Below are 25,139 nucleotides of genomic sequence, written 5' to 3' on the forward strand. Positions count from 1 at the left end.
AGAAAGAAGGGATTGTAATGTAGTGGCATATACAAAAATTAACGTAAATTCAAGAGTGAAAAATAATAGAAAATATACTAAAAAAATTTTAAAAACTAAAACTTTAATTTATACATTTGTTTGGATATTGTTTTTTATAGTGTTACCTATTTTTTTAGCATTTAATTTTATAAACTCTATGTTTTATGTATCTGTGAGTTCTAATTCAATGGCTCCTACTATTGAAAAGGGAGATAAAGTTATAGTTTCAAAAATAGATGATAATTATAATATAAAGAGAGATGATATAATTGTTTTTTATTCTGAAGAACTAGGAAAGGTGCTTGTTAAAAGAGTTGTAGGAGTTCCAGGTGATGTTATACATTTAGATGAGGATTTTAATGTAATGGTTAATGATGAATATGTTGTAGAAAATAGTAATCTTAACTTAGATATTGAATATAAATATGATGTTATAGAACTAAATGAAGAAATTGTTGTGCCAAATGAAGCATATTTCGTTATAGGAGATAATATTGATAATTCTTTTGATTCTAGATTTTGGAAGGACAAGTTTGTTTCAAAAGAATCAATAATAGGAAAAGCGTTTGTTTTAATAAGTCCACTTGAAAAATTTTCTGTATTTTAATCAATTAGTAAATAAAATTATCATATTATAATGTGATTATAATTTATTAAGGTTGATCTATATGACTTATGGTTTGGTTTTAGCAGGTGGTAAAGGATCAAGGTTATATCCTTTATCCAGAGTAAATAGACCTAAACAATTTCTTGATATAATAAATAATAAAACTCTTTTGCATAATACGCTTTGTAGAATTTCTAATATTATTGATAATGAAAATTTATATATCATAACAAATAAAGAATATAAAAGTCAAGTAGCTGTAGAATCAAAAAAATTTATATCTGAAAGTAATATAATAGTGGAACCATCAAATAAAGAAACCGCTGTGTGCATTGCACTTGCTGCAATAAAGCTTTTAAAAAAAGATAAAGATGCAATTATTTTGATTTTCCCATCTGATCATTATATAGAGGTATCAAACCTTTTTTATAATATTTTGAATTGTGCCATAGATATTTCAAATAAAAAAAGGGGTCTTATAACAATAGGGATTAAACCTAAAAATCCACAAACTGGGTATGGATATATACAAACTGGAAAATTAATAAATTGTGGAATTGAATTTTCAGATTTATGTGTATATAAAGTTGAAAGATTTATTGAAAAACCAAGTTATGAAATTGCTAAGGATTTTATTTTAAATGGTAGTTATTTTTGGAATAGTGGAATTTTTTGTTTTAGAGCAGATGTTTATTTAAGAGAATTAGAAAAATATTTGCCTAAAATATATAAGGGCATGATTGATATTTATAAAAGTATAGGTGAAAAAGATGAGGAAATTGTTATAAATAAAATTTATAATCAATTAGAAGGAATATCTATAGATTTTGGAATTATGCAAAAGACTAGAAAAGCATATGTTATTTCTGGAGATTTTTATTGGGATGATATAGGAAGTTTTACTTCTCTTATTAGAACTTTAAAGAAAGATGGTAAGAATTTTATTAAAGGAAACGTTTTATCTGAAGATAGTGAAAATTGTTTAGTTTTTGGCAATGACAATTTAGTTATAACTTTTGGAGTTAAAGATTTAATTGTTGTTAATACTGGAGATGTAATATTAATAATGAATAAGACAAAAGAACAAGAAGTTAAATATTTGTTTGAATTATTAAAAAATAAGGAACAATTTAGTGATTTTATTTAAATAATTATTAATATTTAGGAGAGATATAATGTCTGATCATATATATGTATTTTCTAATAAAGCATATAAGGATTCCCAGGAGCAAGAAAAATTAAAGATAGATACAAAAAAATTACCAACTTTAAAAGTTGAAAATATAAAAGTTGATTCTAAATTGAGAACATGTGTTAGAGTTTCTACAGATAATTTATTTAGAGGAAATATATTAGAGTTTCCTATAATAGATGTTATAATTAATGATCGTTTTGTTGAAATAACAGGTCTTATAGTGGGAAAATTATATTCCGGTCTTGTGTTGAATCTAGAATATATAAGTGGAAATAAACTTTATTTATTGGAAGATTTTGTTGTTGAAGCTGGAGATGTTATTTCTGAATATATATGCACTACGTACAAATTAGCTCTTAAAAGAGATGTTGAAGAAGAGGAGTTTAATGAGTGGTATTTTAAGTTACAAAGAGAAGCTGATGTTATTAATGATTTCATAAGAAATATAGTTATGAGTGATGAATTTTCAGAAGTTAATAAAGGTCTAGATTCTTTTATAGAGGTTCTACACAAAGTAGTATTTAGAAGATCAATTGATGAAGATACTTTGAATTACTGGAAAAATAAATATAGTGAGAGAATTTTAGAAGATACAGATGATGAAGTTAGAGATTACATTATAGAACAAATGATACAATATAAACAATTTGAATATTTAATTGGAAAATAATAAATAAATTTTAAAACATTTAATGGAGGAAAAAATGGAAAACATATTAAATCCGTCTATTTTATCTGCTAATTTTGCAAATTTAGAAAGTGATTTTTTAGAGCTTGAGAGAAATAATATAAAAAAAATTCATATTGATGTTATGGATGGTAATTTTGTTCCTAATATAACATTTGGACCAGGACAAATAGGTTGTTTAAGGAAAATTAGCAAATTTTATTTTGATTGTCATTTAATGGTGAATGAACCTATTAGGCTCATAGATAGTTTTGTAAATTCAGGTGTTGATTGTTTAACAGTTCATGTTGAGGCTTGCACTCATATTCATAGAACTATTGAATATATAAAATCTAAGAATATAGATTGTGGAGTTGCATTAAATCCAGGAACATCTATAAAAGACACTGAAAATGTTTTGGATATAGTTGATAAAATATTAGTAATGACAGTAAATCCTGGATTTGGAGGTCAAAAATTCATACATTCTATGGTTAGTAAAATAGAAGATTTGAATGAATTACTTTATAAGAAGAATATTAAAAATAAAATTATACAAGTAGATGGTGGAATAAATATAGATACTATAGATAAAGTATATAATATTGGAGTAAGGGATATAGTTGTTGGCTCTTATATTTTTGAAGGAGAGTCTATAGAAATTAGTATAAAAAATTTAATAAATAAAATAAGGTAGAGATATTAAATCTCTACCTTATTTTGTATAAAAATTTAAATTTTAGAAACAATTTTAAAAACTAAAAATATTGTTGGGGGAAAATTTAATGTATATATTCAAAATTTTTTTATCAATAATTTTCCTTATTGTATTAAATAAGATTTTATTAGCAGTTAAAAAGCATTTAGAAATTAAACTTAAATTAAATAGCATGTCAAATTCTATTATAAGTAGAAAAGATTTGTTAGAATTTGGTATGGACTATTATTTGACTCTTTGTAGATATATCATAATTGAAAAAAAACTTTCAAAAGAGGTTTACATACAAGATATTACAGGAAGAGAAATTGTTGATATAAAGTTTATAAATGAAGGTAATCAAGTTTATGTATCTTGTATATTGAAGGAAATTTTAGAATCAGGTGAATTTGAAGATGTAACATATGATGAAGTATTAGATTTGTTAAATTTTATGATAAAAGATAATATCAGAAAAGGAATAATATTTACTAATTCTTTTATTGAGAAAGAAGCACTTGAATTTATAGAAAATTTAAATAAGAATTCTGATAAATATGAAATAGAATTAATTGATGGCTATGAAATAATTAAATTTGCACGTAAGAGAAATGAAAAATTTGAAGAGGAGGTTATTAATTATGCCTAGTTTTTCAAAATTTGTTGTATTTATGTGTATAATAATATTGTTACCATTGATAGTGAATATTGTAGATAATGCTATTAAAATATTTAATGTATTAAAATATAAAAATTGTATTTCAGATAAAATTGTGGAGTTTTCTAAAAGAGAATTTGTTGATTTTATTTTAGAATTTTTTGAAAGAAGTTATAAATATGAGTTTGATTTTAAAAATGATGATATCTATTTAAAGGATGGGAATATTTATAGGTTATTGTATTGTGATAATAAAAGTTGTGAAAAATTTACCATTAATGATGCACGTAAAGTTATAGGAATATGTGAAAGTAAAGGAGTTAAAGATGTATTTATTTTTACTACAAAAATTTTAAGTAATGATGTTATAGATTTTTTTAAAAGTATTGGTGAAACTTATGATGTTAAGTATATTTATGGCAATGATTTAAACGTAAATTATAAAGAATTTGTTTGTAAATTTTACAATATGTAAGTATATTTTTAATTATGTATTTTATTTTTTTGTTAAAATAGAGTAAAATTAAATAACTGCTTTTTAAAAAGTTTGTTAAAAAATTAGTTAGCTTAATTACTTAAGGGGGATTACGTTAATGTCTAGCAGTATCTCTAAAGTTGTAATAAAAAGGTTACCAAGATATTTAAGGGTTTTAGAATCTTTTATGAAACGTGAAGTCGAGAGAGTTTCATCAAAAGAGTTAGCTGTTAAGCTAGGTTCTACAGCTTCTCAGGTTAGACAAGATTTTAATTGTTTTGGTGATTTTGGACAACATGGATATGGATATAAAGTTAAAGATCTTTATGCAAAAATTAAAGAAATTTTAGGTTTAAATAAAAAATATTCTTGTATTATTGTTGGTGCGGGTAATATAGGACAAGCAATAATGAATTACTCGAAGTTTTTAGATATTGGATTTGATATAGAAGCTATATTTGATATTAATCCTAAACTTATTGGAGTTTCTTTTCGTGGTATTGAAGTTTTAGATGTTGATAGTTTAGATAATTATGTAGAAACTCATAGCGTTGATATTGCTATATTATGTGTTCCGGAAATTCAAACTAATTCTGTGTATAATATTTTGAAAGATAGAGTTAAAGGAATATGGAATTTTGCCACTGTTGATTTAAGTTCAACTGAAGAAACTTCGGTAGAAAATGTTAATTTAAATGATAGTTTATTTACTTTGGTTTATTTTATAAATGATAAAGATTAGGAGTTTATATGGATTTTAAAAATTATAGTTATGTTGATAATAAGGTTGTTGTAAAAAAGATAAAAAATTTTGTACTTCCACATATTTTTGAAAATGGTCAATGTTTTAGATGGCAGAAAACAGATATAGGTACTTATATAATTGTTGCAAAAAATAGAGTTATAGAGCTTGAACTACAAGGTGAAGATTTAATAATACATAATTCTAATATAGAGGATTTTGAAAATATTTGGATAGAATATTTTGATTTAGAAAGAGATTATAACTCTTTAAAAATGTCTCTTAAAAAAGATGAGTATTTAGTAAAGGCTATAGAGTTTGGAGATGGTCTTAGAATGCTTAATCAAGATCCTTTTGAAATGATTATTTCTTTTATTATTTCATCAAATAATAGAATTCCAATGATAAAAAAAGCTATTAATAATATTAGTGAAAAGTTTGGAGAATGTACATCTTATAAAGGAGATAAATATTATTTTTTCCCTACATTAGAGAATTTATCTTCTGTTACTCAAGAAGAATTTAAGGCTTGTTCTGTAGGATTTAGAGATAAATATTTATTCAATACTATAAAAATGCTCAATGAATGTAATGATATTGAACAAATAATGTCTTTGTCAGATGATGAATGTCATAAGGAATTACAAAAATTTCCTGGAATTGGTTCAAAAGTTTCAGATTGTATAATGCTTTTTTCAATGAAGAAATATTCAGCTTTTCCAGTTGATGTATGGGTTAAACGTGCTATGATGAAATTTTACGTTGCCCCTGATACTTCTTTGAAAAAAATTCGTGATTTTGGAAGAAATTTATTTAAGGATTTAAGTGGATTTGCTCAACAATATCTGTTTTATTATGTAAGGGAAAATAATATTAAAATTTAAATTTTGAAACTTTTTAGAAATAAATGTAGTCTTTATTACAAAATAATTAAAATTTGGATGCGAGGTTTTTATGAGCAGAAAGAAAATATTATCTTCAATTTTAGCAGGAACGTTGTTGGGATTAGCTGTTATAGCTCCAGTTAAAGCTATGAATGTAAAAAGTAATGATGGATATGAATGTGTTATTAGCGATGAAGAAATAAATAATTTAAAAGTAAGTGATGGTATTGAAATTTTAGGTAAGAAATATGATTTATCTAATGTGAATCCATCAGTTCTTAAAGTTGTTGCAAAAGAGATTAGTAGGATAAATTCAGGAAATTTAAGTGAAAGTGATAAAACAAGAGCTTTAACAGATATTAAAAATATTTTAGATGATTATGAGAAGGATCCTAAGAAATATGAAAATTATCCTGAAACTCTTGAGTATGGACCAGCAACATTATTGAGACAAGATATTTATTATGTTCAAACTAAAATTTCAGATTTAAAACAAGAGCAAGAAACTTTAAAGAAAACTAAGATGGCTGAAGAGGAAATAAATAAAAGGGTAAAAGAATTACAAGATAAGATAGATAAATTAGGTGGATGGATAAATTATAGTGTAGCTAATTTTAGTGAAGATAGTTATAAGCAAATGTTTTGTGATATGGAATTAATAGAAGAAAATAGTACAAATCAAGATGTTAAAGAAGTTGAGAGTTTAATAACAGCAGTTTATGCAACAAATTCTTATAATAAAATTTTTAAAGTCAGTGTTAATTCTGATGGGACTTATAGTGTAGATGGAAATGTTGAGGTTTCTGTAGGTGAATTATCAGAAATTATTGAAAAGAATTTAGAGTTTGAAAACTTAAAAGTTAGAAATTTATTAGAAGAAATTAAGGCTGTAGAAAATTCAAAAATTGCTAAGGTTGAGCAAGAGAAACAAATTAAACAATTAAAAAGAGAAATTGAATCAGTTAAGGCTTATGGTTTAAGCCAAGAAATTATTTTACTAAATTTAGAAAAACAAGCTGTTAAAAATACAAGAATTAGTCTTGAATTAATGGAAGAAAGAATTAAGGAAATAGATAAGAAGATCAATGAAAAAGTAGAAAGTTTGAAAGATTTTAAATTAAATTTTGAAAATAATCCAGAGTATGTTGTAAAAAATTCTGATCTTGGTAAAACTCCAAGTTATTTTGGATATGTTCTACAAGATGAAAATGGTTTTGGAGTAAAAGTTTCTTTAGATGAAAACAATAAAGTTTTAATTGATAATATAAAATTAGCAGGTGTAGAAAATGTAACACTTGATGTGTTAACAAGTGAACAGAAAATTACTTTGAAGAAAGTAGTTGAAGAAAATATTTCTAAGTCAAAAGAAAGTATAACTAAACTAGAGATGCGTAAGTCTGAATTTGAAGCTAAAAGTGGAGATGATACAAAATATTATTTAATTGATGCAATTAGTAAAGAATTAAGTGTTTTAAATAATGATATAAAAAATTATGAGATTATATTGTCTCAAATATAAGAATGGAACTATTTAGTTCCATTTTTTTTACATAAAAATTAGATTTTGTAGACAAACTATATTTGGGATTTTAAATATATGGAGGCTTATTAAAATGGTATCAAGTATTGAAGTTTTAGATAATAAAGTCAATTTTTTAATGGCAATTACAGAAGAAATTCATAGAGAAATGAATTTGAACTTTGATTTTAATAAATTTGTTATAGATAATAATTTAACTTCAACTCAAGTTGTTTTAATTATAAAAGCTCTTACTATTATGAATTATAAAAGATTTAATATTTTAAATGAGTATATAAATGAATTTAAAAATGATAGTAGATTTGATATTATTTTAAATGATAGAAAGCCTACTTTTAATGATTTTAATGAATTTTTAAAAAGTTTAAATTTAGATTTAGATGGAGAAACTCTTTTAAAAAGTCTTCAAAAACAAAAAATTGGAGAAAATATATGTAATTTTCTCCTAGAAGATAAATCAAATAATTGATATAATAGAGCTTGTCTAAGATATTCTTGGATAAGCTTTTTAAATTTTTTGAGAGGACTTTTTAAAATGGGAATATTTAATACTTTAATAGGAAACGCAACAAATGTTGATGTAGATGGTGTGTCTGATAAATTAAAAGATATTCTTTTTGAAGGTGAAGAAATTGTATATGCGTTTTCTTATGTAAGGGATATGATTCTGTTTACTACAGGAAGAGTTATTTTTATAGACAAGCAGGGAGTAACTGGCAAGAAAAAAGAATTTCTTTCGATTCCTTATAAAAGTATAAGTAGATTTTCTATTGAAACTAGTGGGCATTTTGATGATGATTCTGAAATTAAGTTTTGGATTAGTGGAATGAGTGAACCTATTATAAAAGAGTTTTCAGGGGATAAAAATTTAAATGAAATACAGAAACTTATTGCTGAGGCAATTTGTAATTAAGAAAATATTTTAGAAGGAATAAAATTTATAATGAGTTATTATAGTGAAAATGATAAATACTATATGGATTTTAAAGATGAAGATGGAAACAAAGTAACTTTTGAGGTTATTGCGGAAATATTTATTGATGATAAAAAATATTTGATTCTTGGAGACGATAAGGATTCAACGGAAGATTCTTATGTTGTGCGTGAAGATTTAGTTGATGGAAATGTTGAGTATAATTTTTTAGAAGATGAGGAAGAATTTCTTAGAGTAAAGAAACAGTATAAAAAAATTATATACGGATAAGAAGTTGTCTGCAGTAAACGTGGGGCTTTTATGCTTAACCTACATTTTTAAATAGGGATTTCCAACATTAATAGTGCTGTCATGCTTCCAGTTTTCGTAAGCGGAGTAGGCAAATATATATTATGCGGATTGCCCACCTGTTGGAGAACAGGTCTTAAGTTTATAAGCTAGCGTCTCTGCGGATAAAAAAGAACCTAGAAAAATATTTTTCTAGGTTCTTTTATATTTTTTGTATAGAATAAAGGAATATATGCAAGGAATTATAACGGTTAAAATAATTGAGATTATTAAAACATAAAATGATAAATTTTTGTTTATTAAAGTTGTTAATAAAAGAATTAATCCACTTATAACCCATAAAAAACCAGAAAGTCTGTGTGTTTTTATCCAATTATTTTCGTTATTTAAAGTCCAAGGAAGTCTTATTCCCATTGTGTAATTTGGTCTACATTTTGGAAGGTAATTACCAATTAAAATAAATATGATTGAAATAAATATTGGTGCTATGATGGCTATATTAATGTTAAATCCTAAAGATATTAAAATAGAAGATGGAATAAATATTAAAGACATTAAAGGAATTATAAATTTACATATGGTAAGAAGTGTTTCGTTATGATTTTGTTTTTTAGGGTCATTGTTTAAAATTATGTTTAAAAGTATGTTTACCATACAAAGTATTATAGGAAGTAAAATATAAACGAAAAGTTTACTGCCGTAAGAATCTACTTCACCATTTATGTTAAAGTGTGTTGGTATTTTTTCAGGAAGTTTATTATACAAGAAGATTGATAAAATCATTGGAATAATACATAAAATTGTCGATATTACTAGTGTTTTATTTATTTTCATTTTTACCTCCAAATTGAGAGAACCATAACATTACTTCTTCAAAAACAGAAGTGTTTATTTCATAATAAATAAAATTTTTATGTTTTGATTCAAAAATTAATTTAGATTTTTTTAAAATTGATAAGTGATATGATATTGTAGCTCCGGTTAAATTAAAATTTTCACAAATTTCTCCTGCAGATAGTTTTTCTTTTTTTAAAAGCATTAATATATCACGTCTAATTGGATCTGAAAGAGCTTTAAAGGTTTCTTTTAAACTCACAAAATATTCACCTCAGTATTTAGAAAATTATCTAAATAGATTATATATTTTTATTTCGTATGATGTCAATAATTATTTAGAAAGTTATCTAAATAGCTTTGAATTTAACATTTCATTGAAGAAAAAATTTTAATTTTATATACTTTAATAAAGAATATGATTAAATTTAATCTGAAAGGGTCAGTTTATATATGAAAAAAATGATAGATAGAATAAATTTTTTGTATCACAAATCTAAAGAAAATGGTTTAACTGAACAGGAGAAGCTTGAACAAGAACGTTTAAGAAAGCAGTATGTAAAAATAATTAAAGGTAATTTTGAAAAACAACTTATGAATTATAAGAAAAAGGGAGTTGAATAGATGTCTGTAAGAGTAGATGAGTTAATAGATAAATTTGGTTTTGAGGTAATTGTGTATGGAAATTCAGCAATTGAAATAAGTAGTACAGAATTAAATCGTCCAGGACTTCAATTTGCAGGATATTATTCTCATTTTTCAAATGAAAGAATACAGCTAATTGGAATGACTGAATGGTCCTATATGAAATCTTTACCTAAAGATATTTGTGATAAAAGATTTAAGGAGTATTTAAAAAAATTTACCCCGTGTATAATAGTAACTCGTGGTTTAGAAATACCAGAAGCTTTAGTTAAATACGCAAAAGTGTATAATAGAACGATTTTAAGGACGGAACAAGAAACAACTAGAGTTATAAGTAGACTTAAGAGATATTTAGATACAAGGCTTGCTCCTGAAACTAGAGTTCATGGAGTTTTAGTTGATATATATGGATGTGGAATTTTAATTACAGGTGATAGTGGAATTGGAAAAAGTGAAACAGCTCTTGAACTTATAAAAAGAGGTCATAGAATAATTTCAGATGATGCAGTTGATTTTAAAGAAATTGATAGAGAAATAATAGGATATTGTCCACATATAACTTTTGGAATGCTTGAGGTTCGGGGAGTTGGAATAATAGATATTACATCAATATATGGATTATCTTCCGTACTTGAAAGTAAAAAACTTGATTTAATAATTGAACTTGAGCATTGGGATGATAGTGAATCTTATGATAGATTAGGAATTGATGATTTATATAAAGACGTTTTAGGCGTGAAAATAAAATTAATACGTCTTCCAATACGTCCTGGAAGGAATGTGTCTGTACTTGTTGAAGCTGCTGCAGCTAATTATAGGTATAAATTAACAGGAAGACCAGATGCAGTTGATATAATAGGAGAGAGAATGAGTAAATTAAAATAAGAAAATACGAATGGATATAGATTATATAAGAAATAATAGTATAAATATAACTTTATTAGAAAGTGCTTTTGAACTTTATTTTTAATAAGTTGGTGATTTTGAATTGATCATATATAATATATCAAAATTGTTTAAAGAAGAAAGTACATATGATTTAAGTAAATATTTATACTGGTTTATTTTAGATGAAGATGAAATTATGTCTATGCCATTTGATATAGATGATGAATGTATTAAAGAATGCAATTTTTTAAATAGATTTTCTCAGATAAATTTTTACAATGAATATACTTTTATGATTTTAAGTGTTTTGGAATTTGATGAGGTAAATTTAATATTTAAAGATATTGATATATTTTTTGGTAAAAATTATTTAATTACAATTTATAAGGGTAATTCTGATATTTTAATTAATCTTATAAATGATTTGAAGGAAAATAAAAATTGTTTTGTTGCTAAAAATAATCCAAAAATTTCAACCTTATTATATATGATTTTAGATAGAATAATTCTTAACAATTATTCTGTTATAAATTCTTTGAGTTCAAAGGGAGATAAAATTGAAATTAGTATTTTAAAGGATGATTCACGTAAAACTTTTGGAGAGTTAATAAAATTAAGAGCTCAGGTTTATAGAGTAAAAAAACATTTGAATCCACTAAGATATATTGGAGATTCTCTTATATTAAATGAAAATAAAATTCTTGATAAGGAAGATATTATTTTATTTGAAAAAATAAATGATAAGTTTCAAAAACTTATGGTTTCTGTAGAAAATTTAAATCAGCAGTTATCACTTGTAAGAGAAGCTTATGAATCTGAGATTTCAAATAAAACAAATCAGCTTATGAAAGTATTTACTCTTGTTGCTTCTATTTTTCTTCCTTTGGATCTTCTTACAAGTTTTTTTGGTATGAGTTTTGAGATTATGCCTTTTAAACATTCTTGTTATTCTGTTTACATAGTTAGTGGAGTTATGGTTGTAATTGTGTTTATACTTGTGATACTTTTTAAAAAGAAAGACTGGTTATAAAGTTTTTGAGGTTTGAAAATATGGGAAAAATAAAAGATGATTATTCTTGTGCATTACTTCTTACAATGGATTTACTAGGAGGGAAGTGGAAACTTAGAATTTTATGGCACATTATAAATGGAGACAATAGGTTTTCTCTTCTTAGAAAATCAATACCAGATATAACAAATAAGATGCTTATAACTCAACTTAAAGAACTTGAGGAAAGTGGAATTTTAGTTAGAAAGGATTTTAAAGAAGTTCCATTGAGAATTGAATATAGTATTTTAGATGAGTATAAAGGGATAATTTATATTATAGATGATTTGTGTAATTTTACGAAAAAATATGCTCTAAAAAATAAAATTAAAATTGATTAATTAAAGTTTTTATATAGGTACAAAAAAGTACGTTATTTTGTTATATAAATATTTGTGTTAGACTCTTAAAAAAATTATTTTATGAGAGGTTATTTATGAGTTATCCAAGAAGTTTTTCTCACATAGGTTTGTCTGTACCTGATGTTAAAAAAGCTGTTGATTTCTATAAAAATGTTATGGGTTGGTATGTTATTATGGAGCCTTGTGAAATTAAGGAAGAAAATAGTTCGGCCATAGGAGTTATGTGTCAAGGAGTATTTGGTAAAGGACATGGAAATTTTAAAATTGCACATATGGTAACTTCGGATGGAATTGGAATTGAATTATTTGAATTTGAGGGAAATACTGGGAAAAAACAAGAGTTTAATTATGTTAGCACTGGATTATTTCATTTTTGTGTTCAAGATCCAGATATTGAAGGTTTAATTGAAAAAATAAAGTTGCATGGTGGAAGGCAAAGAATGCCAATTCGAGAATATTATCCTGGGGAGAAACCTTATAAAATGTGTTATGTTGAAGATCCATTTGGAATTGTATTTGAAATTTATACTCATAGTTATGAACTTACTTATTCAAAAGGAGCTTATTGATATAAATATAATTTAGAGATATCATAGAGAGAAAGGAGGGGTTTATTATGAGAGAAAAATTTTCTACTAAAAGTGCTTGGAATAAGTATGGAAAAAATGACTTAATAGAGCTTGAGGATTTATGTACTTCATATAAGAAATTTTTAAGTGATTGTAAGACTGAAAGAGAATGTGTAGCTTATTTTATAGATGTTGCTAATAAAAATAATTTTAAAGATTTAAAACAAATTATTAAAAATGGTGAAAAATTAAAAAAAGGTGATAAAGTTTATTATTCTAAAATGGATAAAACTTTAATTTTAGCTATAATTGGGGAAGAAGATTTAGAAAAAGGATTTAATATAATAGGATCCCATGTTGATGCACCAAGAGTTGATTTAAAGCAAACGCCTGTATATGAATCTGATGGATTATGTTTTTTTGATACACATTATTATGGAGGTATAAAAAAGTACCATTGGGTAGCTAGACCAATGTGTTTAAAAGGTGTAGTTATTAAGAAAGATGGAGAAAAAATTAATATAAATTTAGGTGATAATGAAAATGATCCATATGTTGGATTTTCAGATTTATTACCTCACCTTTGGAAAGACCAAGCAGTTAAAAAAGCTATGGATGTTATAGAAGGTGAACAATTAAATTTATTAGTTGGAAATAAACCAAGTGAAAAAGATTCTAAAAATAAAGTAAAACAAAATATTATTAATATTTTGGAAGAAAAGTATGGTATATGTGAAGATGATTTAATTTCTGCAGAATTACAAGTTGTACCAGCAGGACCTGCTAAAGATTATGGATTAGATAGAAGTATGATAATAGGATATGGTCAAGATGATAGAGTTTGTGCCTTTACTTCTTTTATGGCTATGTTAAATTTGAAGAAGGTTCCAAAAAGAACTTGTGTATGTATTTTGGCAGATAAAGAAGAAATTGGAAGTGTTGGAGCTACTGGTATGGAGTCAAGATTATTTGAAAATTTTTCTGCTGAACTTATAAATTCTTGTAGAGATTATTCAGATTTAATATTAAAAAGAGCTCTTCAAAATTCCTATATGTTATCAGCTGATGTTACTTGTGCTTATGATCCTAATTTTCCTTCTGAAACTCCTAAGCAAAGTACGGCTTTTTTTAGTAATGGAGTAGCAATTTCTAAATATACAGGTTCTAGGGGTAAAAGTGGGTGTAATGATGCTAACCCTGAGTTTTTAGCAAAATTAAGAAATATATTTGATGAAGATAATGTAAGTTATCAATTAGGAGAATTAGGTAAGGTTGACCAAGGTGGAGGGGGAACAATTGCATATTTTTTAGCGAAATATGGAATGGAAGTTGTTGATATTGGTGTTCCACTTCAAAATATGCACGCTCCATTTGAGGTTGCATCTAAAGCAGATATTTTTGAAGCATATAAATCTTATTGTACATTCTATAAAAAATTAAATTAAAATTTTATAAATGAGAAAGTCCTCTTTTAAATAGGGGACTTTTTTTATTGTCTTGAGTGAGTAAAAATTTTATTTAAATTTTTATAATTTGTAAAATTTTAAAAATATTTTATTAGATTTTTTTAGTTAAAATTACTATTTTGTAACAAATATTAAAATCTTGATAACTATTTAAAGATATGGTAAAATGTAAACAATAATAAAACATATTTAAAAATGTATTAATAAATTAAGTTGGTTTAGGAGGGGTGTAGTTGGCTAGCAATAAGAAATTTAAAATTTTAAAAGGAGCAGTTGCTACCACGGCTGTAGCTGCTGTTGTTATGCCTGGTGGAGGAGTTGGAGCTACTACTGTTATATCTGATAGTCAAACGGAGGGAATTCAGGAGAGTAATACAAATGATACTGTTATTAAAATAAATTCCAATAAACCGGATATTCCGTATTTTTATTATTGGACTAGTGGTGATACTGTTTATTTAAGTTGGGATTATGGACATGTTGCAAATAGACCTACTAAAATTGAAGCAGTAATAGATAGTAGTGCTGATTTTTCTAATCCAAGCTATATACAAGTAAAGCCTAAAGGAGCGGAATTTGTACCAAATATAACTGGTGACTTTTATTTGAGAGTTAGGTTTTTTGATTCATCTGGTAATGTGACTCATGAAAGTATTAGAAAAGTTATAAGAAATTCTTCAGAGACAAGAGAAATAAAAGGATTAACTCAGCAAGTTTCGGGTACAGGTGTAAAAATAAGTTGGAATAATTTTACAAGTGGTATAAGTTCTGGTCAGGTTTTTGTAAATGGACAATTATATGGAAATTTATCAGCATCAGATATTAAAAATAATTCTGTTGTTGTACAAAATGTTTCTGAAGGATCGGAGATAAAGATAAGGATAATAAATGGAAATGGACTTGAGTATAATGGAGTTGTTTTTGTGGACAAGGGAAGTCTTCAATCAGTACAAAAAATTAATTTAGGTTTGAGTCAAGATGGTGTTGGAATAAATGTAGATTTATCTCAAACAGGTTTTAAGCAAGGAAATAGATTTTTAGTAAAAGTTGTTCAGAAAGATGACAATGATGTAATAGTAAGTGGTACTCAAATTACACTTAATAAAGATAAAGGATCATTTACTATATATCCAGATACAGGCAAAGCATTTATTGATGCAGACTACATAGTTACTATTACAGATTTAAATACTGGAGATGTGTATACTTATGAGTATACTCATGAAATTTTTGCTCTGCCAAATTTTGTATCAGTTGGTCTTTCAACTGGTGAAGTAGTTTCTACTTGGGATTCAATCGAAGGAGCTGCATCATATGAACTTATTTGGAGTACTTCTCCTGATTTTACAAATTATAGTACTATAGATGTTGAATCTGGAAAATATGGTATTACTTTTAATACAAATTTAACTACTTCACAAAAAGTGTATTTGATTTTGAAAACTTATGATCAGCAAGGAAGAATAATTACACAAAATGTTGATGTTGTTATGGTTGGAGATACTGAAGGACAACTTTCAAACTTTAAAGGAGTTTATAAAACTGATAATGTTGTTGAGTTTAGTTGGAATGCTATAAATACTGATGTTGCTGCTGGTATACTTAAGGTTAACGATAAAGTTGTTTTTTTATCATCCTCAGAGTTAGCTACTTTAAATAGTACAAATACTTTAACAGTTGGAGGATTTACAAAGGGTAATAAGTATGATGTAAGTTTGTATTTATTAGATAGTAATGGAAAAGTTTATAAAGGAAATGTTACTTCAATACAAACTCAGGGTACATCAGAATCAACTGATGTTTTAATAGATGGTGTTACTGGAATAATAGGAAGATATACTATAAATCCTGGAATTTTAACTTTGTTGTTAGATGAAGGTTTATATGATGTTTCTCCAAATTCTCCTATTGGAATACTTGTAAATGGTCAGAAAATTTCAAGTGTTTCAGCTGTTTATGTGCCAGAAAGTAACGCTATAAACGTAACAGGGTTGATTCCTACAAAAGCTTACAGAAATATTAGTTTAAGTTATGTAAGCAAAAGTGGGGAAAGTAAAACAATTAATATACCTAACTTGACTATAAAAATTGGAAGTTCTTTAGATTCGTTTTTGGTTAATGCTTATAATAAGGCAATAAGTCGTGAGACTCAAAATATAGATGAGGATGGATATAATTATTGGAAAAATGGTCTTATTAGTAAGAATATAACTTTAGGTTATTTCATAAGAAACCTTGCGTATGTTCCTGAATTTATGAATTTAATTAATTCACCTCAAGATCTTATAACTAGACTTTATCAAGTTTTAGTTTTAAGAGATCCAGAGCCTCAGGGACTTCAATTCTGGACAGCTGTTTATAATGAACTAGTAAGTAATGGAGTTTCTCATATGGAAGCGACAATGAAAATTTTATCTGATATGACTACAAGTAATGAGTTTTCGAATCTTGCTCAAAAGATAGGTGTTAACCCTTAAGAAATATTAATTTCTTGAAAGCTATTGTATATTAATTTATTATAAAGATAGGGATTTTTCTCTATCTTTATTTTTTATGGAATTGTTAGGAGATAATTTATGAAAAAATTATTAGCATCTGATTTAGATGGTACACTTATTCACAATGGTGAAATTAAACAGTGTGATAAGGAAAGTATTTTGAAACTTAAAAAATCTAATAATATTTTTGGAGTATCTACTGGAAGACCTTATAAGGGAATAACTTCTCTTATAAATGAACATGGAATAGATATAGATTTTTATGTACTATTAAACGGTGCATATATACTTGACAAGGATTTAAATGTTTTAAAGAGGGAGCTTATTCCTTATCATATTATTAAAACTATTTTTGAAAAATATGATAACTATACTCTTTTTGGTGTTGAAGAAGGTATGCAAACTTCTCTTTTATATGGAGAAACTGTATTTTGTTGGGATGATATTTATAGAAGAACAATAGATGAACTTGAAGATAAGGAGTGTTTACTTCTTTCTATTCATTTTGCAAATAATAAGATAGAAGAGATAGATGAAATTTGTAATGAAATTAATAGAGAATTTTCACAAGATGTTGTAGCTTATAGAAATGCTCAATTTGTAGACGTTGTTCCTAAAGGGTGTTCAAAAGGAAATGGAGTAAAGCAGGTTTGTGAAATGATGAATATTAGTATGGACAATGTTTATACAATAGGGGATTCTTTTAATGATGTAAGTATGTTTAACATAACTAAAAATTCTTTTTCTTTTCCAAATGTTGAGGAAAAGTTAAAAGAGCATGTGAATTTTATTGTAGATTCTGTTTCTGAATGTATTGAAAAACATATTTTAGGTGAGTAGTTTGAATTTTAGAGATAAAATTTATATTATGGGAATTTTGAACATAACAGTTGATTCATTTTTTGATGGGAATAAATATTTTGAGAAAAATAAAGCTATTGAACATGCTTTGAAAATTATTGAAGATGGTGCAGATATAATTGATATTGGAGGGGAATCAACTAAACCAAATTCGTTAAAAGTGTCTTCTTATGATGAAATAAATAGGATAATAGATATTATAAGTGAGATTAAAAAATATAAGAATGTTTTAATTTCAGTTGATACTTATAAAAGCGAAGTTGCAGAAGAGGCTTTAAAAACTGGAGCTGATATTATAAATGATGTTTATGGTGGACTTTATGATGAAAAAATGTTTGAAGTTGTGAAGAAATATGATTCTTATGTTTGTATAACTCATAATAGAATGAATTCTATAAATTGTTTTTCAAATGTTGTAGATGAAACTTATAATGAACTTAAAATTAGATATAATGAAGCCATAAATGTAGGAATAGACTCAAATAAAATAATATTAGACCCTGGACTTGGTTTTTCAAAATATGGATATAATAATATTTTAATTTTAAAAAATATCTCTAAATTTAAAGAATTTAATTTACCAATTTTAGTTGGTGCATCTAGAAAAAAGTTTTTGAAAAATTTAAACGGAGTAGATCCACTTGAAGATAATTTATCTACACTTTCAGTTACAGCGTATTTAGGGGCGAAAGGCATAAATATTTTAAGAGTTCATGACGTTAAAGAAAATAAACAAGTTATTGATGTTATAAATTCTATTATATTTGGAGGAAATTGTATTGAATGATGTTATAAAAATAAAGTCTCTTGAGGTTTTTGGTTATAATGGAACTTTTGAGGAAGAAAAGAAGCTAGGACAAAAGTATTATGTTAATATAGATGTTAAAATTAAAGATTCTTTTAGAGATGTGTGTAATGATATTAATAAAACTGTTGATTATTCAAAATTAATATTATTTGTTAGAGAGTATTTTCAAAATAATAAACGTGATTTGTTAGAGAGTATTACAAATGATGTGGTTTTTGAAATATTTAAGGAGTTTTCAAATGTTATTGAGGTTAATTGTGAAATTTTTAAACCAGCGCATCATGTTAGTATAGGTTTTGAAGGTATGAGTGTTTGTGTAAACAGGAAAATTCACAAAGTTTATATTGCTTTAGGGTCTAATTTAGGAAATAAAGAAGAAAATTTAAATAACGCTTATAGTTTACTAGAGGAAAATAACATAAAAATAACAAAAAAATCTGAAATTATTGAAACTAAGCCTTATGGAGGAGTTCCTCAGGATAACTTTTTAAATTCAGTTATTGAAGTAAGTACACTATTAAATCCAGTTGAACTTATGAATACATTACTTGACATTGAAAAGAAATTAAAAAGAGAGAGGGTTATTAGGTGGGGGCCTAGAATAATTGATTTAGATATTTTGCTTTATGATAATGAAATAATAAATGAAGATAATGTTATAATTCCACATTATGATATGCATAATAGAGAGTTTGTTTTAGAGTCCTTATGTGAAATAAATAAGTTTTCATATCATCCGCGTTTGAGAAAATTTTCATTTGAGTTGTTAGATGAATTAAAAATGAAATAGATATATAAAAAAAGAGTTATTTATGTTAAGTGTAAATAACTTTTTTATTTTTTAAAAGATAATAAAATATTTTATTAATGTATGGGTATAAATTTATTTAATATGGATATCCTTCATTGTATAGTGGATGAATTTAAAGAAATGTATTAAATCAATGTAATAATATTGAAAAAATAAAAACAAATGATTATAATTTAAATATAGTGTATAAAATATTGTAGTTTTTGTGTATAGTTGGTGTGTTTTCGAAAGAAAACGTTTAATTATACAATGTTAAGTTAAGTGTGAAAATTTAGAATAATGTAGCACTTACCCAATTTTAATATGAAAAAGGAGGAATAAAAATGGTAGGACTTATTCTTGCGAGTCATGGTGATTTTGCTAGTGGTATTTTACAATCTGTATCAATGATTTTTGGTGAACAGTCTAATGTAAAATCTATTGCACTTCAACCAAGTGAAAGGCCTGATGAGTTTAGGTTGAAAGTAGAAAAAGCAATTGATACTTTTGAAAATAAAGATGAGGTACTATTTTTGGTTGACCTTTGGGGTGGAACACCATTTAATCAAATTAGTGCTTTAATTGATGGACATGAAGATAAATGGGCAATTGTTACAGGGTTAAATCTTCCCATGTTAATTGAAACATATGCTTCACGTCTATCTATGGAGTCAGCTCATGAAATTGCAACTCATATTATTGAAGTTTCAAGAGAGGGAGTTAAAGTTCATCCAGAAAAATTAGAGCCTGAGAAAAAATCAAATACAGTTAAGGAATGTTCATCGCAAGGAAGTATTCCAGAAGGTACAGTTATAGGAGATGGACGTATTAAATATGTGTTGGCGCGTGTGGATACTCGTTTGTTACATGGACAAGTTGCAACAACTTGGACAAAAATGACTAAACCAAATCGTATTATAGTTGTGTCAGATTCTGTAGCTCGTGATGATTTGCGTAAGAAAATGATTGAACAAGCCGCACCTCCAGGGGTAAAAGCTAATGTTGTTCCTATAGATAAAATGATTAAGGTTGCCAAAGATCCACGGTTTGGTAATACAAAGGCAATGTTATTATTTGAGACACCTCAAGACGCTCTTAAAGCAATTGAGGGTGGGGTTGAAATTAAGGAATTAAATATTGGTTCTATGGCACATTCAATTGGAAAGGTTGTTGTTAATAAAGCTATTGCAATGGGAAAAGAAGATGTAGAAACTATTGAAAAATTGAAAGATAGGGGAATTACTTTTAATGTAAGAAAGGTACCTAGTGATTCAAATGAAAATATAGATTCTCTTCTTAAAAAGGCAAAAGATGAATTAGCAAAGGTTTAAAATTTAGATAATAGGAGGAATTATAATGTCTATTGCTTCAATAATTTTAATTATTATAATTGCTTTATTTGCTGGTATGGAAGGTATTTTAGATGAATTCCAATTTCACCAACCATTAGTGGCATGTACTTTAATAGGTTTAGTTACTGGTCATTTAACTGAGGGAATTATTTTGGGAGGTTCACTTCAAATGATAGCTCTTGGATGGGCTAACATTGGTGCAGCTGTTGCACCAGATGCTGCGTTAGCTTCTGTAGCTTCGGCTATTATAATGGTACTTGGTTTAAAAGGTGGTACCACAGATGTTCAAACTGCAATTTCTACATCTATAGCTGTCGCAATTCCTTTATCAGTTGCAGGTTTATTTTTAACTATGATTTGTCGTACTATTACTATTCCGATGGTTCATTTTATGGATAGAGCAGCTGAAAAAGGAAACATACGTTCTATAGAAAGATGGCAAATTTTAGCTATATTATTACAAGGAGTTCGTATAGCAATTCCAGCAGCAGCACTATGCATAGTTCCAGCGTCAGTTGTAACTAATGCATTAAATCAAATGCCAGCATGGTTAGCTAATGGTATGGCTATTGGTGGAGGAATGGTAGCTGCTGTTGGTTATGCTATGGTAATTAATATGATGTCTACTAAAGAAACTTGGCCGTTTTTTGCTTTAGGTTTTGTTTTAGCAGCTATTGGTCAATTAACATTGATTGCTTTAGGTATAATAGGTATTTCTTTAGCTATTATTTATTTAGGATTAAAAGGAAATGGTGGTAATAATGGGGTAGGGGGTATAGGCTCTGGAGACCCACTGGGAGATATTTTAAATGATTATTAGTATTAGGGGAGGAATGAAATAATGGCGGAAAAAATTAAATTATCGAAAAAAGATCGTATGTCAGTTGCTTGGCGTCATCAATTTCTTCAAGGTTCTTGGAACTATGAGCGTATGCAAAATGGTGGATGGTGTTATTCGATTATTCCAGCTATAAAAAAATTGTATCCAAATGAAGAAGATAGAATTGCTGCATTAAAAAGACATATGGAGTTTTATAATACTCATCCTTATGTATCTGCTCCAGTTATGGGAGTTACATTAGCACTGGAAGAAGAGAGAGCTAACAGTGCTGAAATTAATGACCAATCTATTCAAGGGGTTAAAATTGGTATGATGGGTCCATTAGCTGGTGTTGGTGATCCGGTGTTTTGGTTTACTCTTCGTCCAATTTTGGGAGCTTTAGGAGCTTCTTTAGCTTTAAGTGGTAATATTATTGGTCCGTTATTGTTTTTCTTTGCATGGAATATAATTCGTATGGGATTTTTATGGTATACTCAAGAATTTGGTTATAAGGTTGGTAGTTCTATTGTAAAAGATTTATCAGGTGGTATACTTAGAAAAATTACTCAAGGTGCTTCTATTCTTGGTATGTTTATTATTGGTTCGTTAGTTCAGCGTTGGGTAAGTATTAGGTTTACTCCTGTAGTTTCTAGGGTTGTACAATCAGAGGGAGCTTATATTGATTGGAGTAAGATACAAGCTGGAGCAGAAGGAATTAAATCAGCTCTTGAACAGTACAGCGATTTGGGAGCTGCTGGTTTAAATATTGAAAAAGTTACTACACTTCAACAAAACTTAGATCAGCTTATTCCAGGACTTGCTGCGTTATTGTTAACATTATTATGTTGTTGGTTATTGAAAAAGAAAGTTTCACCAATTGTGATTATTATTGCATTGTTTGTTGTGGGTATTCTTGCTCATTTAGGTGGAATTATGTAATATAAAATTTTAAAAAGCCTAGTTTAAACTGGGCTTTTTCAGTTTATATTAATCTTGAGGAGAGAGGCTTATGGTTAAATCGCTAAATACAAAGGTAGATTTCACAATTAAAGCAATATCATATTTAAAACTCAGTAATTATGGAAATATTATGGTAGGAGATAAGGCTTTTGAATTTTATAATGAATCTAATATTAAAAATTATATTCAAATTCCATGGGAAGAAGTTGATAGTGTAGTAGCTTCTGTTATGTTTAAAGGAAAATGGATACCACGTTTTGCGGTGGTAACTAAGAAAAATGGTAATTTTATTTTTTCATCTCGTGATAATAAAGCTTTATTAAGAGCTATAAATAAATATGTAGATTCTAGTAAGATGGTACGTTCATTAAGTTTTTTTGATGTAGTTAAGCGAGGAATAAAAAATATTTTTAAGAAAAATGGTTGAAATAAAAAAGAGTTATCGCATTTAATGGATTGAAATCCCATTAGCGATAACTCTTTTATTTTTCAGTATTATTTTTAATGATGAAATCAACAATGTTGTAAATATTTATACCTTCATGGAGATAAGATATGTCAATTATATCAGGTTTATATGAACCGTCCCAAGGATGAATTGTTATAAATTTGTCGCTAAAGATGTTTATTATAAATGAGCTTTTATTTTCTATAAATATTGTTAATCTATATTCAGGGTCTCTTAAATTAAGATCTGCTGTGTTTGCATTTACGAAATAGCTTGGCTTAATAGAATCCATAAATAAATTGAATTTTTCCATGTAATCATTTGGAATAATTTTATTTTTTCCAGTTTTAGAATAGAAAATTGATACTTGCACATTTTTAGAATTTTTAATTGCACGTATTAAGTTTTCTGTATAAAAATTTAATGATGGTTTGGAAATTCTAAGTGGTGCTTTTATATTTTCTGAAAAATTTCTACTACAACTAATAATAAAAATTGGTAGTATTAAGAATATTAGTAATAATTTTAACTTTTTAAACATGTGTGTACCTCTAAATATTTTTTATTATGTTAATTATTTCTTTTATTTTAAAATTATGATTTTGTATAAATAATTATGATGGTAATTATAAAAAAGTAATTGAAAAAAAATTATGTATATGATAGAATAGCATAGAAATTATTTATGCCGCTGTGGCGGAACTGGCAGACGCATACGACTCAAAATCGTACGGGAAACCATATGGGTTCGAGTCCCATCAGCGGTACCATATTTAAAGCTTTTTAATTTTTGAATTAGAAAGCTTTTTGTTTTTGAATAATAATAGTTGGTGGAAAATGAAAAATAAATATATTCGTATTATTATAATGTGAAAATAATTTCAGGAGTAGATATTCCAGTGTTTTAAAGAGTAGTAATTTTGCTACTCTTTTTTTGTTTTTAATTTTTGAATATTAATTTTAAAAAAGTATTGATTTATAGGTTGAAATATTTAAAAATATAGTTATAATACATTTTTAAAAATTTGGAGTATTATGTATGAAAAATATATTGGTAACTGGTGTTACAGGATTTATTGGAAGTCATACGAGTGTTGAATTATTAGAAAATGGATATAAGGTAATTGGGATAGATAATTTATATAATTCAGAAATTGATGTTTTAGATAATATTACAAAAATTACAGGAAAAAGTATTAAATTCTATCAAGGAGATTTACTTGATTCAGAGATACTAAAAAAAATATTTGATGAAAATAAAATTGATTGTGTTATACATTTTGCAGCTTTTAAAGCTGTTGGTGAATCGGTTTTAAAGCCAATAGAATATTATTATAATAATTTAGGTGGAACGCTAGAGCTTTTAAATGTAATGAAACAATATGAATGCAAGAAATTTATATTTTCCTCGTCAGCAACTGTTTATGGTAAAGATAATTCTATTCCTTATTTAGAGCATTTTAAAAAATCAGCAACAAATCCATATGGTTATTCAAAAGTTATGATTGAACAAATATTATGTGATGTATGTAAGGCAGATAAAGAATTTGGATGTGTAATGTTAAGATATTTTAACCCAATAGGAGCTCATAAAAGTGGGTTAATAGGAGAAAACCCTAAAGGAATACCAAATAATTTAATGCCTTATATATGTGATGTTGCTATTGGAAAACGTGAGTATTTGAGTGTTTTTGGAAATGATTATAATACTATTGATGGAACAGGTGTTAGAGATTATGTACATGTTGTTGATTTAGCTAAAGGACATGTTGAAGCTATGAAATATGTTTTAGATAATAATGGAGAAGTTGCAATAAACTTGGGAACTGGTACTGGAACTAGTGTTCTTCAATTAGTTGATACCTTTGAAAAAGTTAGTGGTAAAAAGATAAATGTAAAAATTTGTGATAGACGAGATGGGGATATTGATGAATTTTATGCAGATACTAAAAAAGCTAAGGAAATTTTAATGTTATTTTTAAAACAAAACCAAATTAAACTAAATTTAAAAAAAAAAGCATTTTTTTCCCCTTGTTTTGGAAAAAAAAGAAAAGGGGGGAAAGCCCTATTAAAAAAAAAAAA

At 26.5% G+C, this 25,139-nt stretch carries 30 protein-coding genes and 1 tRNA gene; 28 read left to right on the top strand and 3 right to left on the bottom strand.

Going from position 1 to position 25,139, the window contains the following annotated elements:
* The first annotated feature begins 22 nt into the window (after window positions 1-22).
* The 12 genes from lepB (at window position 23) to A6P36_RS06575 (ending at window position 8,690) form a co-directional block, all read left to right on the top strand.
* Entirely contained in the window at window positions 23-628 is a 606-nt protein-coding gene (gene lepB, locus A6P36_RS06520) for a signal peptidase I (protein WP_242861681.1), read from the top strand.
* A gap of 61 nt (window positions 629-689) precedes the next feature.
* Window positions 690-1,775 carry a mannose-1-phosphate guanylyltransferase gene (locus A6P36_RS06525; RefSeq protein ID WP_066762261.1) on the top strand — a complete coding sequence of 362 codons (1,086 nt, stop codon included), beginning with the start codon at window positions 690-692 and terminating at the stop codon, window positions 1,773-1,775.
* A 28-nt stretch (window positions 1,776-1,803) separates the two neighbouring features.
* Complete coding sequence (locus A6P36_RS06530; protein ID WP_066762264.1) at window positions 1,804-2,493, top strand: DUF4214 domain-containing protein; 690 nt, start codon at window positions 1,804-1,806, stop codon at window positions 2,491-2,493.
* 34 nt (window positions 2,494-2,527) lie between these two features.
* Window positions 2,528-3,187 carry a ribulose-phosphate 3-epimerase gene (gene rpe, locus A6P36_RS06535; RefSeq protein ID WP_066762266.1) on the top strand — a complete coding sequence of 220 codons (660 nt, stop codon included), beginning with the start codon at window positions 2,528-2,530 and terminating at the stop codon, window positions 3,185-3,187.
* An 88-nt stretch (window positions 3,188-3,275) separates the two neighbouring features.
* Complete coding sequence (locus A6P36_RS06540) at window positions 3,276-3,836, top strand: restriction endonuclease (RefSeq protein WP_156507996.1); 561 nt, start codon at window positions 3,276-3,278, stop codon at window positions 3,834-3,836.
* Window positions 3,829-4,320: a hypothetical protein gene (locus A6P36_RS06545; RefSeq protein WP_066762270.1), complete on the top strand. Its 492-nt coding sequence runs from the start codon at window positions 3,829-3,831 to the stop codon at window positions 4,318-4,320. The genes A6P36_RS06540 and A6P36_RS06545 overlap by 8 nt, the downstream gene beginning before the upstream one ends.
* 118 nt (window positions 4,321-4,438) lie before the next feature.
* On the top strand, window positions 4,439-5,062 hold the full coding sequence (locus A6P36_RS06550) for a redox-sensing transcriptional repressor Rex (protein WP_066762273.1): 624 nt from the start codon (window positions 4,439-4,441) through the stop codon (window positions 5,060-5,062).
* Window positions 5,063-5,070: 8 nt separating this feature from the next.
* Window positions 5,071-5,946: a DNA-3-methyladenine glycosylase family protein gene (locus A6P36_RS06555; protein WP_066762275.1), complete on the top strand. Its 876-nt coding sequence runs from the start codon at window positions 5,071-5,073 to the stop codon at window positions 5,944-5,946.
* Between the two features lie 70 nt (window positions 5,947-6,016).
* Window positions 6,017-7,465, top strand: a complete 1,449-nt coding sequence (locus A6P36_RS06560) for a hypothetical protein (protein WP_066762277.1) — start codon at window positions 6,017-6,019, stop codon at window positions 7,463-7,465.
* Window positions 7,466-7,559: 94 nt separating this feature from the next.
* The gene (locus tag A6P36_RS06565) at window positions 7,560-7,955 is read left to right on the top strand and encodes a hypothetical protein (protein WP_066762279.1); all 396 of its coding nucleotides are present in this window, start codon (window positions 7,560-7,562) and stop codon (window positions 7,953-7,955) included.
* Window positions 7,956-8,021: 66 nt separating this feature from the next.
* Complete coding sequence (locus tag A6P36_RS06570) at window positions 8,022-8,399, top strand: PH domain-containing protein (RefSeq protein ID WP_066762282.1); 378 nt, start codon at window positions 8,022-8,024, stop codon at window positions 8,397-8,399.
* A 30-nt stretch (window positions 8,400-8,429) separates the two neighbouring features.
* On the top strand, window positions 8,430-8,690 hold the full coding sequence (locus A6P36_RS06575) for a DUF1292 domain-containing protein (RefSeq protein ID WP_066762284.1): 261 nt from the start codon (window positions 8,430-8,432) through the stop codon (window positions 8,688-8,690).
* A gap of 210 nt (window positions 8,691-8,900) precedes the next feature.
* Here the strand turns inward: A6P36_RS06575 and A6P36_RS06580 are convergent, their stop codons facing one another.
* Both A6P36_RS06580 and A6P36_RS06585 read right to left on the bottom strand, forming a co-directional pair.
* Window positions 8,901-9,542 carry an SdpI family protein gene (locus A6P36_RS06580; protein WP_066762286.1) on the bottom strand — a complete coding sequence of 214 codons (642 nt, stop codon included), beginning with the start codon at window positions 9,540-9,542 and terminating at the stop codon, window positions 8,901-8,903.
* Window positions 9,529-9,804 carry an autorepressor SdpR family transcription factor gene (locus A6P36_RS06585; RefSeq protein WP_082917650.1) on the bottom strand — a complete coding sequence of 92 codons (276 nt, stop codon included), beginning with the start codon at window positions 9,802-9,804 and terminating at the stop codon, window positions 9,529-9,531. The genes A6P36_RS06580 and A6P36_RS06585 overlap by 14 nt, the downstream gene beginning before the upstream one ends.
* A gap of 191 nt (window positions 9,805-9,995) precedes the next feature.
* On the opposite strand from A6P36_RS06585, the gene A6P36_RS07985 reads away from it, so the two are divergent.
* The 14 genes from A6P36_RS07985 (at window position 9,996) to A6P36_RS06650 (ending at window position 23,036) form a co-directional block, all read left to right on the top strand.
* Window positions 9,996-10,166: a DUF896 domain-containing protein gene (locus A6P36_RS07985; protein WP_082917651.1), complete on the top strand. Its 171-nt coding sequence runs from the start codon at window positions 9,996-9,998 to the stop codon at window positions 10,164-10,166.
* Window positions 10,167-11,072 carry an HPr(Ser) kinase/phosphatase gene (gene hprK / locus A6P36_RS06590; protein WP_066762289.1) on the top strand — a complete coding sequence of 302 codons (906 nt, stop codon included), beginning with the start codon at window positions 10,167-10,169 and terminating at the stop codon, window positions 11,070-11,072.
* Window positions 11,073-11,175: 103 nt separating this feature from the next.
* A complete protein-coding gene (locus A6P36_RS06595; RefSeq protein WP_066762292.1) occupies window positions 11,176-12,105 on the top strand; it encodes a magnesium transporter CorA family protein in 930 nt (309 codons plus the stop codon).
* Between the two features lie 20 nt (window positions 12,106-12,125).
* The gene (locus A6P36_RS06600; RefSeq protein ID WP_066762294.1) at window positions 12,126-12,464 is read left to right on the top strand and encodes a winged helix-turn-helix transcriptional regulator; all 339 of its coding nucleotides are present in this window, start codon (window positions 12,126-12,128) and stop codon (window positions 12,462-12,464) included.
* A 95-nt stretch (window positions 12,465-12,559) separates the two neighbouring features.
* Entirely contained in the window at window positions 12,560-13,054 is a 495-nt protein-coding gene (locus A6P36_RS06605) for a lactoylglutathione lyase family protein (protein WP_066762308.1), read from the top strand.
* A gap of 47 nt (window positions 13,055-13,101) precedes the next feature.
* Window positions 13,102-14,499: an aminopeptidase gene (locus tag A6P36_RS06610; RefSeq protein WP_066762310.1), complete on the top strand. Its 1,398-nt coding sequence runs from the start codon at window positions 13,102-13,104 to the stop codon at window positions 14,497-14,499.
* A gap of 254 nt (window positions 14,500-14,753) precedes the next feature.
* Entirely contained in the window at window positions 14,754-16,997 is a 2,244-nt protein-coding gene (locus tag A6P36_RS06615; RefSeq protein ID WP_066762313.1) for a DUF4214 domain-containing protein, read from the top strand.
* A gap of 99 nt (window positions 16,998-17,096) precedes the next feature.
* On the top strand, window positions 17,097-17,858 hold the full coding sequence (locus tag A6P36_RS06620; protein WP_066762318.1) for an HAD-IIB family hydrolase: 762 nt from the start codon (window positions 17,097-17,099) through the stop codon (window positions 17,856-17,858).
* A gap of 1 nt (window position 17,859) precedes the next feature.
* Window positions 17,860-18,666, top strand: a complete 807-nt coding sequence (gene folP, locus A6P36_RS06625) for a dihydropteroate synthase (protein WP_082917652.1) — start codon at window positions 17,860-17,862, stop codon at window positions 18,664-18,666.
* Window positions 18,659-19,477 (top strand): 2-amino-4-hydroxy-6-hydroxymethyldihydropteridine diphosphokinase, encoded by an 819-nt coding sequence (gene folK, locus A6P36_RS06630; RefSeq protein WP_066762320.1) that lies wholly within the window; start codon window positions 18,659-18,661, stop codon window positions 19,475-19,477. Before folP ends, folK begins: the two co-directional genes overlap by 8 nt.
* A gap of 344 nt (window positions 19,478-19,821) precedes the next feature.
* Window positions 19,822-20,808 carry a PTS sugar transporter subunit IIB gene (locus A6P36_RS06635; protein WP_066762322.1) on the top strand — a complete coding sequence of 329 codons (987 nt, stop codon included), beginning with the start codon at window positions 19,822-19,824 and terminating at the stop codon, window positions 20,806-20,808.
* Window positions 20,809-20,833: 25 nt separating this feature from the next.
* Window positions 20,834-21,649, top strand: a complete 816-nt coding sequence (locus tag A6P36_RS06640) for a PTS mannose/fructose/sorbose transporter subunit IIC (RefSeq protein WP_066762323.1) — start codon at window positions 20,834-20,836, stop codon at window positions 21,647-21,649.
* A gap of 21 nt (window positions 21,650-21,670) precedes the next feature.
* Entirely contained in the window at window positions 21,671-22,588 is a 918-nt protein-coding gene (locus A6P36_RS06645; RefSeq protein ID WP_066762326.1) for a PTS system mannose/fructose/sorbose family transporter subunit IID, read from the top strand.
* A 70-nt stretch (window positions 22,589-22,658) separates the two neighbouring features.
* Complete coding sequence (locus A6P36_RS06650) at window positions 22,659-23,036, top strand: DUF956 family protein (RefSeq protein ID WP_066762329.1); 378 nt, start codon at window positions 22,659-22,661, stop codon at window positions 23,034-23,036.
* A 55-nt stretch (window positions 23,037-23,091) separates the two neighbouring features.
* Here A6P36_RS06650 and A6P36_RS06655 read toward each other — a convergent pair whose 3' ends face one another.
* Entirely contained in the window at window positions 23,092-23,598 is a 507-nt protein-coding gene (locus A6P36_RS06655) for a DUF4883 family protein (RefSeq protein WP_066762331.1), read from the bottom strand.
* 146 nt (window positions 23,599-23,744) lie between these two features.
* On the opposite strand from A6P36_RS06655, the gene A6P36_RS06660 reads away from it, so the two are divergent.
* Together A6P36_RS06660 and galE are read left to right on the top strand one after the other, a co-directional pair.
* Window positions 23,745-23,827: transfer RNA gene (locus A6P36_RS06660), tRNA-Leu, on the top strand.
* A gap of 269 nt (window positions 23,828-24,096) precedes the next feature.
* Window positions 24,097-25,139, top strand: a 1,043-nt coding sequence (gene galE, locus A6P36_RS06665) for a UDP-glucose 4-epimerase GalE (RefSeq protein WP_082917654.1), incomplete at its 3' end; no start/stop codon positions are given.

Origin of the sequence: Candidatus Arthromitus sp. SFB-turkey, assembly GCF_001655775.1 — a bacterium.
In the GTDB taxonomy this organism is placed as follows: Bacteria; Bacillota; Clostridia; order Clostridiales; family Clostridiaceae; genus Dwaynesavagella; species Dwaynesavagella gallinarum.

Bases quoted from the DNA above. Each gene is read 5' to 3' on its own strand.
- A6P36_RS06525 (WP_066762261.1), top strand. From the start codon at position 690: ATGACTTATGGTTTGGTTTTAGCAGGTGGTAAAGGATCAAGGTTATAT.
- A6P36_RS06580 (WP_066762286.1), bottom strand. From the start codon at position 9,542: ATGAAAATAAATAAAACACTAGTAATATCGACAATTTTATGTATTATT.
- A6P36_RS06530 (WP_066762264.1), top strand. From the start codon at position 1,804: ATGTCTGATCATATATATGTATTTTCTAATAAAGCATATAAGGATTCC.
- hprK (WP_066762289.1), top strand. From the start codon at position 10,167: ATGTCTGTAAGAGTAGATGAGTTAATAGATAAATTTGGTTTTGAGGTA.
- A6P36_RS06555 (WP_066762275.1), top strand. From the start codon at position 5,071: ATGGATTTTAAAAATTATAGTTATGTTGATAATAAGGTTGTTGTAAAA.
- A6P36_RS06645 (WP_066762326.1), top strand. From the start codon at position 21,671: ATGGCGGAAAAAATTAAATTATCGAAAAAAGATCGTATGTCAGTTGCT.
- A6P36_RS06575 (WP_066762284.1), top strand. From the start codon at position 8,430: ATGAGTTATTATAGTGAAAATGATAAATACTATATGGATTTTAAAGAT.
- rpe (WP_066762266.1), top strand. From the start codon at position 2,528: ATGGAAAACATATTAAATCCGTCTATTTTATCTGCTAATTTTGCAAAT.
- A6P36_RS06570 (WP_066762282.1), top strand. From the start codon at position 8,022: ATGGGAATATTTAATACTTTAATAGGAAACGCAACAAATGTTGATGTA.
- A6P36_RS06650 (WP_066762329.1), top strand. From the start codon at position 22,659: ATGGTTAAATCGCTAAATACAAAGGTAGATTTCACAATTAAAGCAATA.
- A6P36_RS06550 (WP_066762273.1), top strand. From the start codon at position 4,439: ATGTCTAGCAGTATCTCTAAAGTTGTAATAAAAAGGTTACCAAGATAT.
- A6P36_RS06620 (WP_066762318.1), top strand. From the start codon at position 17,097: ATGAAAAAATTATTAGCATCTGATTTAGATGGTACACTTATTCACAAT.
- A6P36_RS06545 (WP_066762270.1), top strand. From the start codon at position 3,829: ATGCCTAGTTTTTCAAAATTTGTTGTATTTATGTGTATAATAATATTG.
- A6P36_RS06655 (WP_066762331.1), bottom strand. From the start codon at position 23,598: ATGTTTAAAAAGTTAAAATTATTACTAATATTCTTAATACTACCAATT.
- A6P36_RS06560 (WP_066762277.1), top strand. From the start codon at position 6,017: ATGAGCAGAAAGAAAATATTATCTTCAATTTTAGCAGGAACGTTGTTG.
- A6P36_RS07985 (WP_082917651.1), top strand. From the start codon at position 9,996: ATGAAAAAAATGATAGATAGAATAAATTTTTTGTATCACAAATCTAAA.
- A6P36_RS06540 (WP_156507996.1), top strand. From the start codon at position 3,276: ATGTATATATTCAAAATTTTTTTATCAATAATTTTCCTTATTGTATTA.
- A6P36_RS06605 (WP_066762308.1), top strand. From the start codon at position 12,560: ATGAGTTATCCAAGAAGTTTTTCTCACATAGGTTTGTCTGTACCTGAT.
- A6P36_RS06640 (WP_066762323.1), top strand. From the start codon at position 20,834: ATGTCTATTGCTTCAATAATTTTAATTATTATAATTGCTTTATTTGCT.
- A6P36_RS06635 (WP_066762322.1), top strand. From the start codon at position 19,822: ATGGTAGGACTTATTCTTGCGAGTCATGGTGATTTTGCTAGTGGTATT.
- A6P36_RS06610 (WP_066762310.1), top strand. From the start codon at position 13,102: ATGAGAGAAAAATTTTCTACTAAAAGTGCTTGGAATAAGTATGGAAAA.
- A6P36_RS06565 (WP_066762279.1), top strand. From the start codon at position 7,560: ATGGTATCAAGTATTGAAGTTTTAGATAATAAAGTCAATTTTTTAATG.
- A6P36_RS06600 (WP_066762294.1), top strand. From the start codon at position 12,126: ATGGGAAAAATAAAAGATGATTATTCTTGTGCATTACTTCTTACAATG.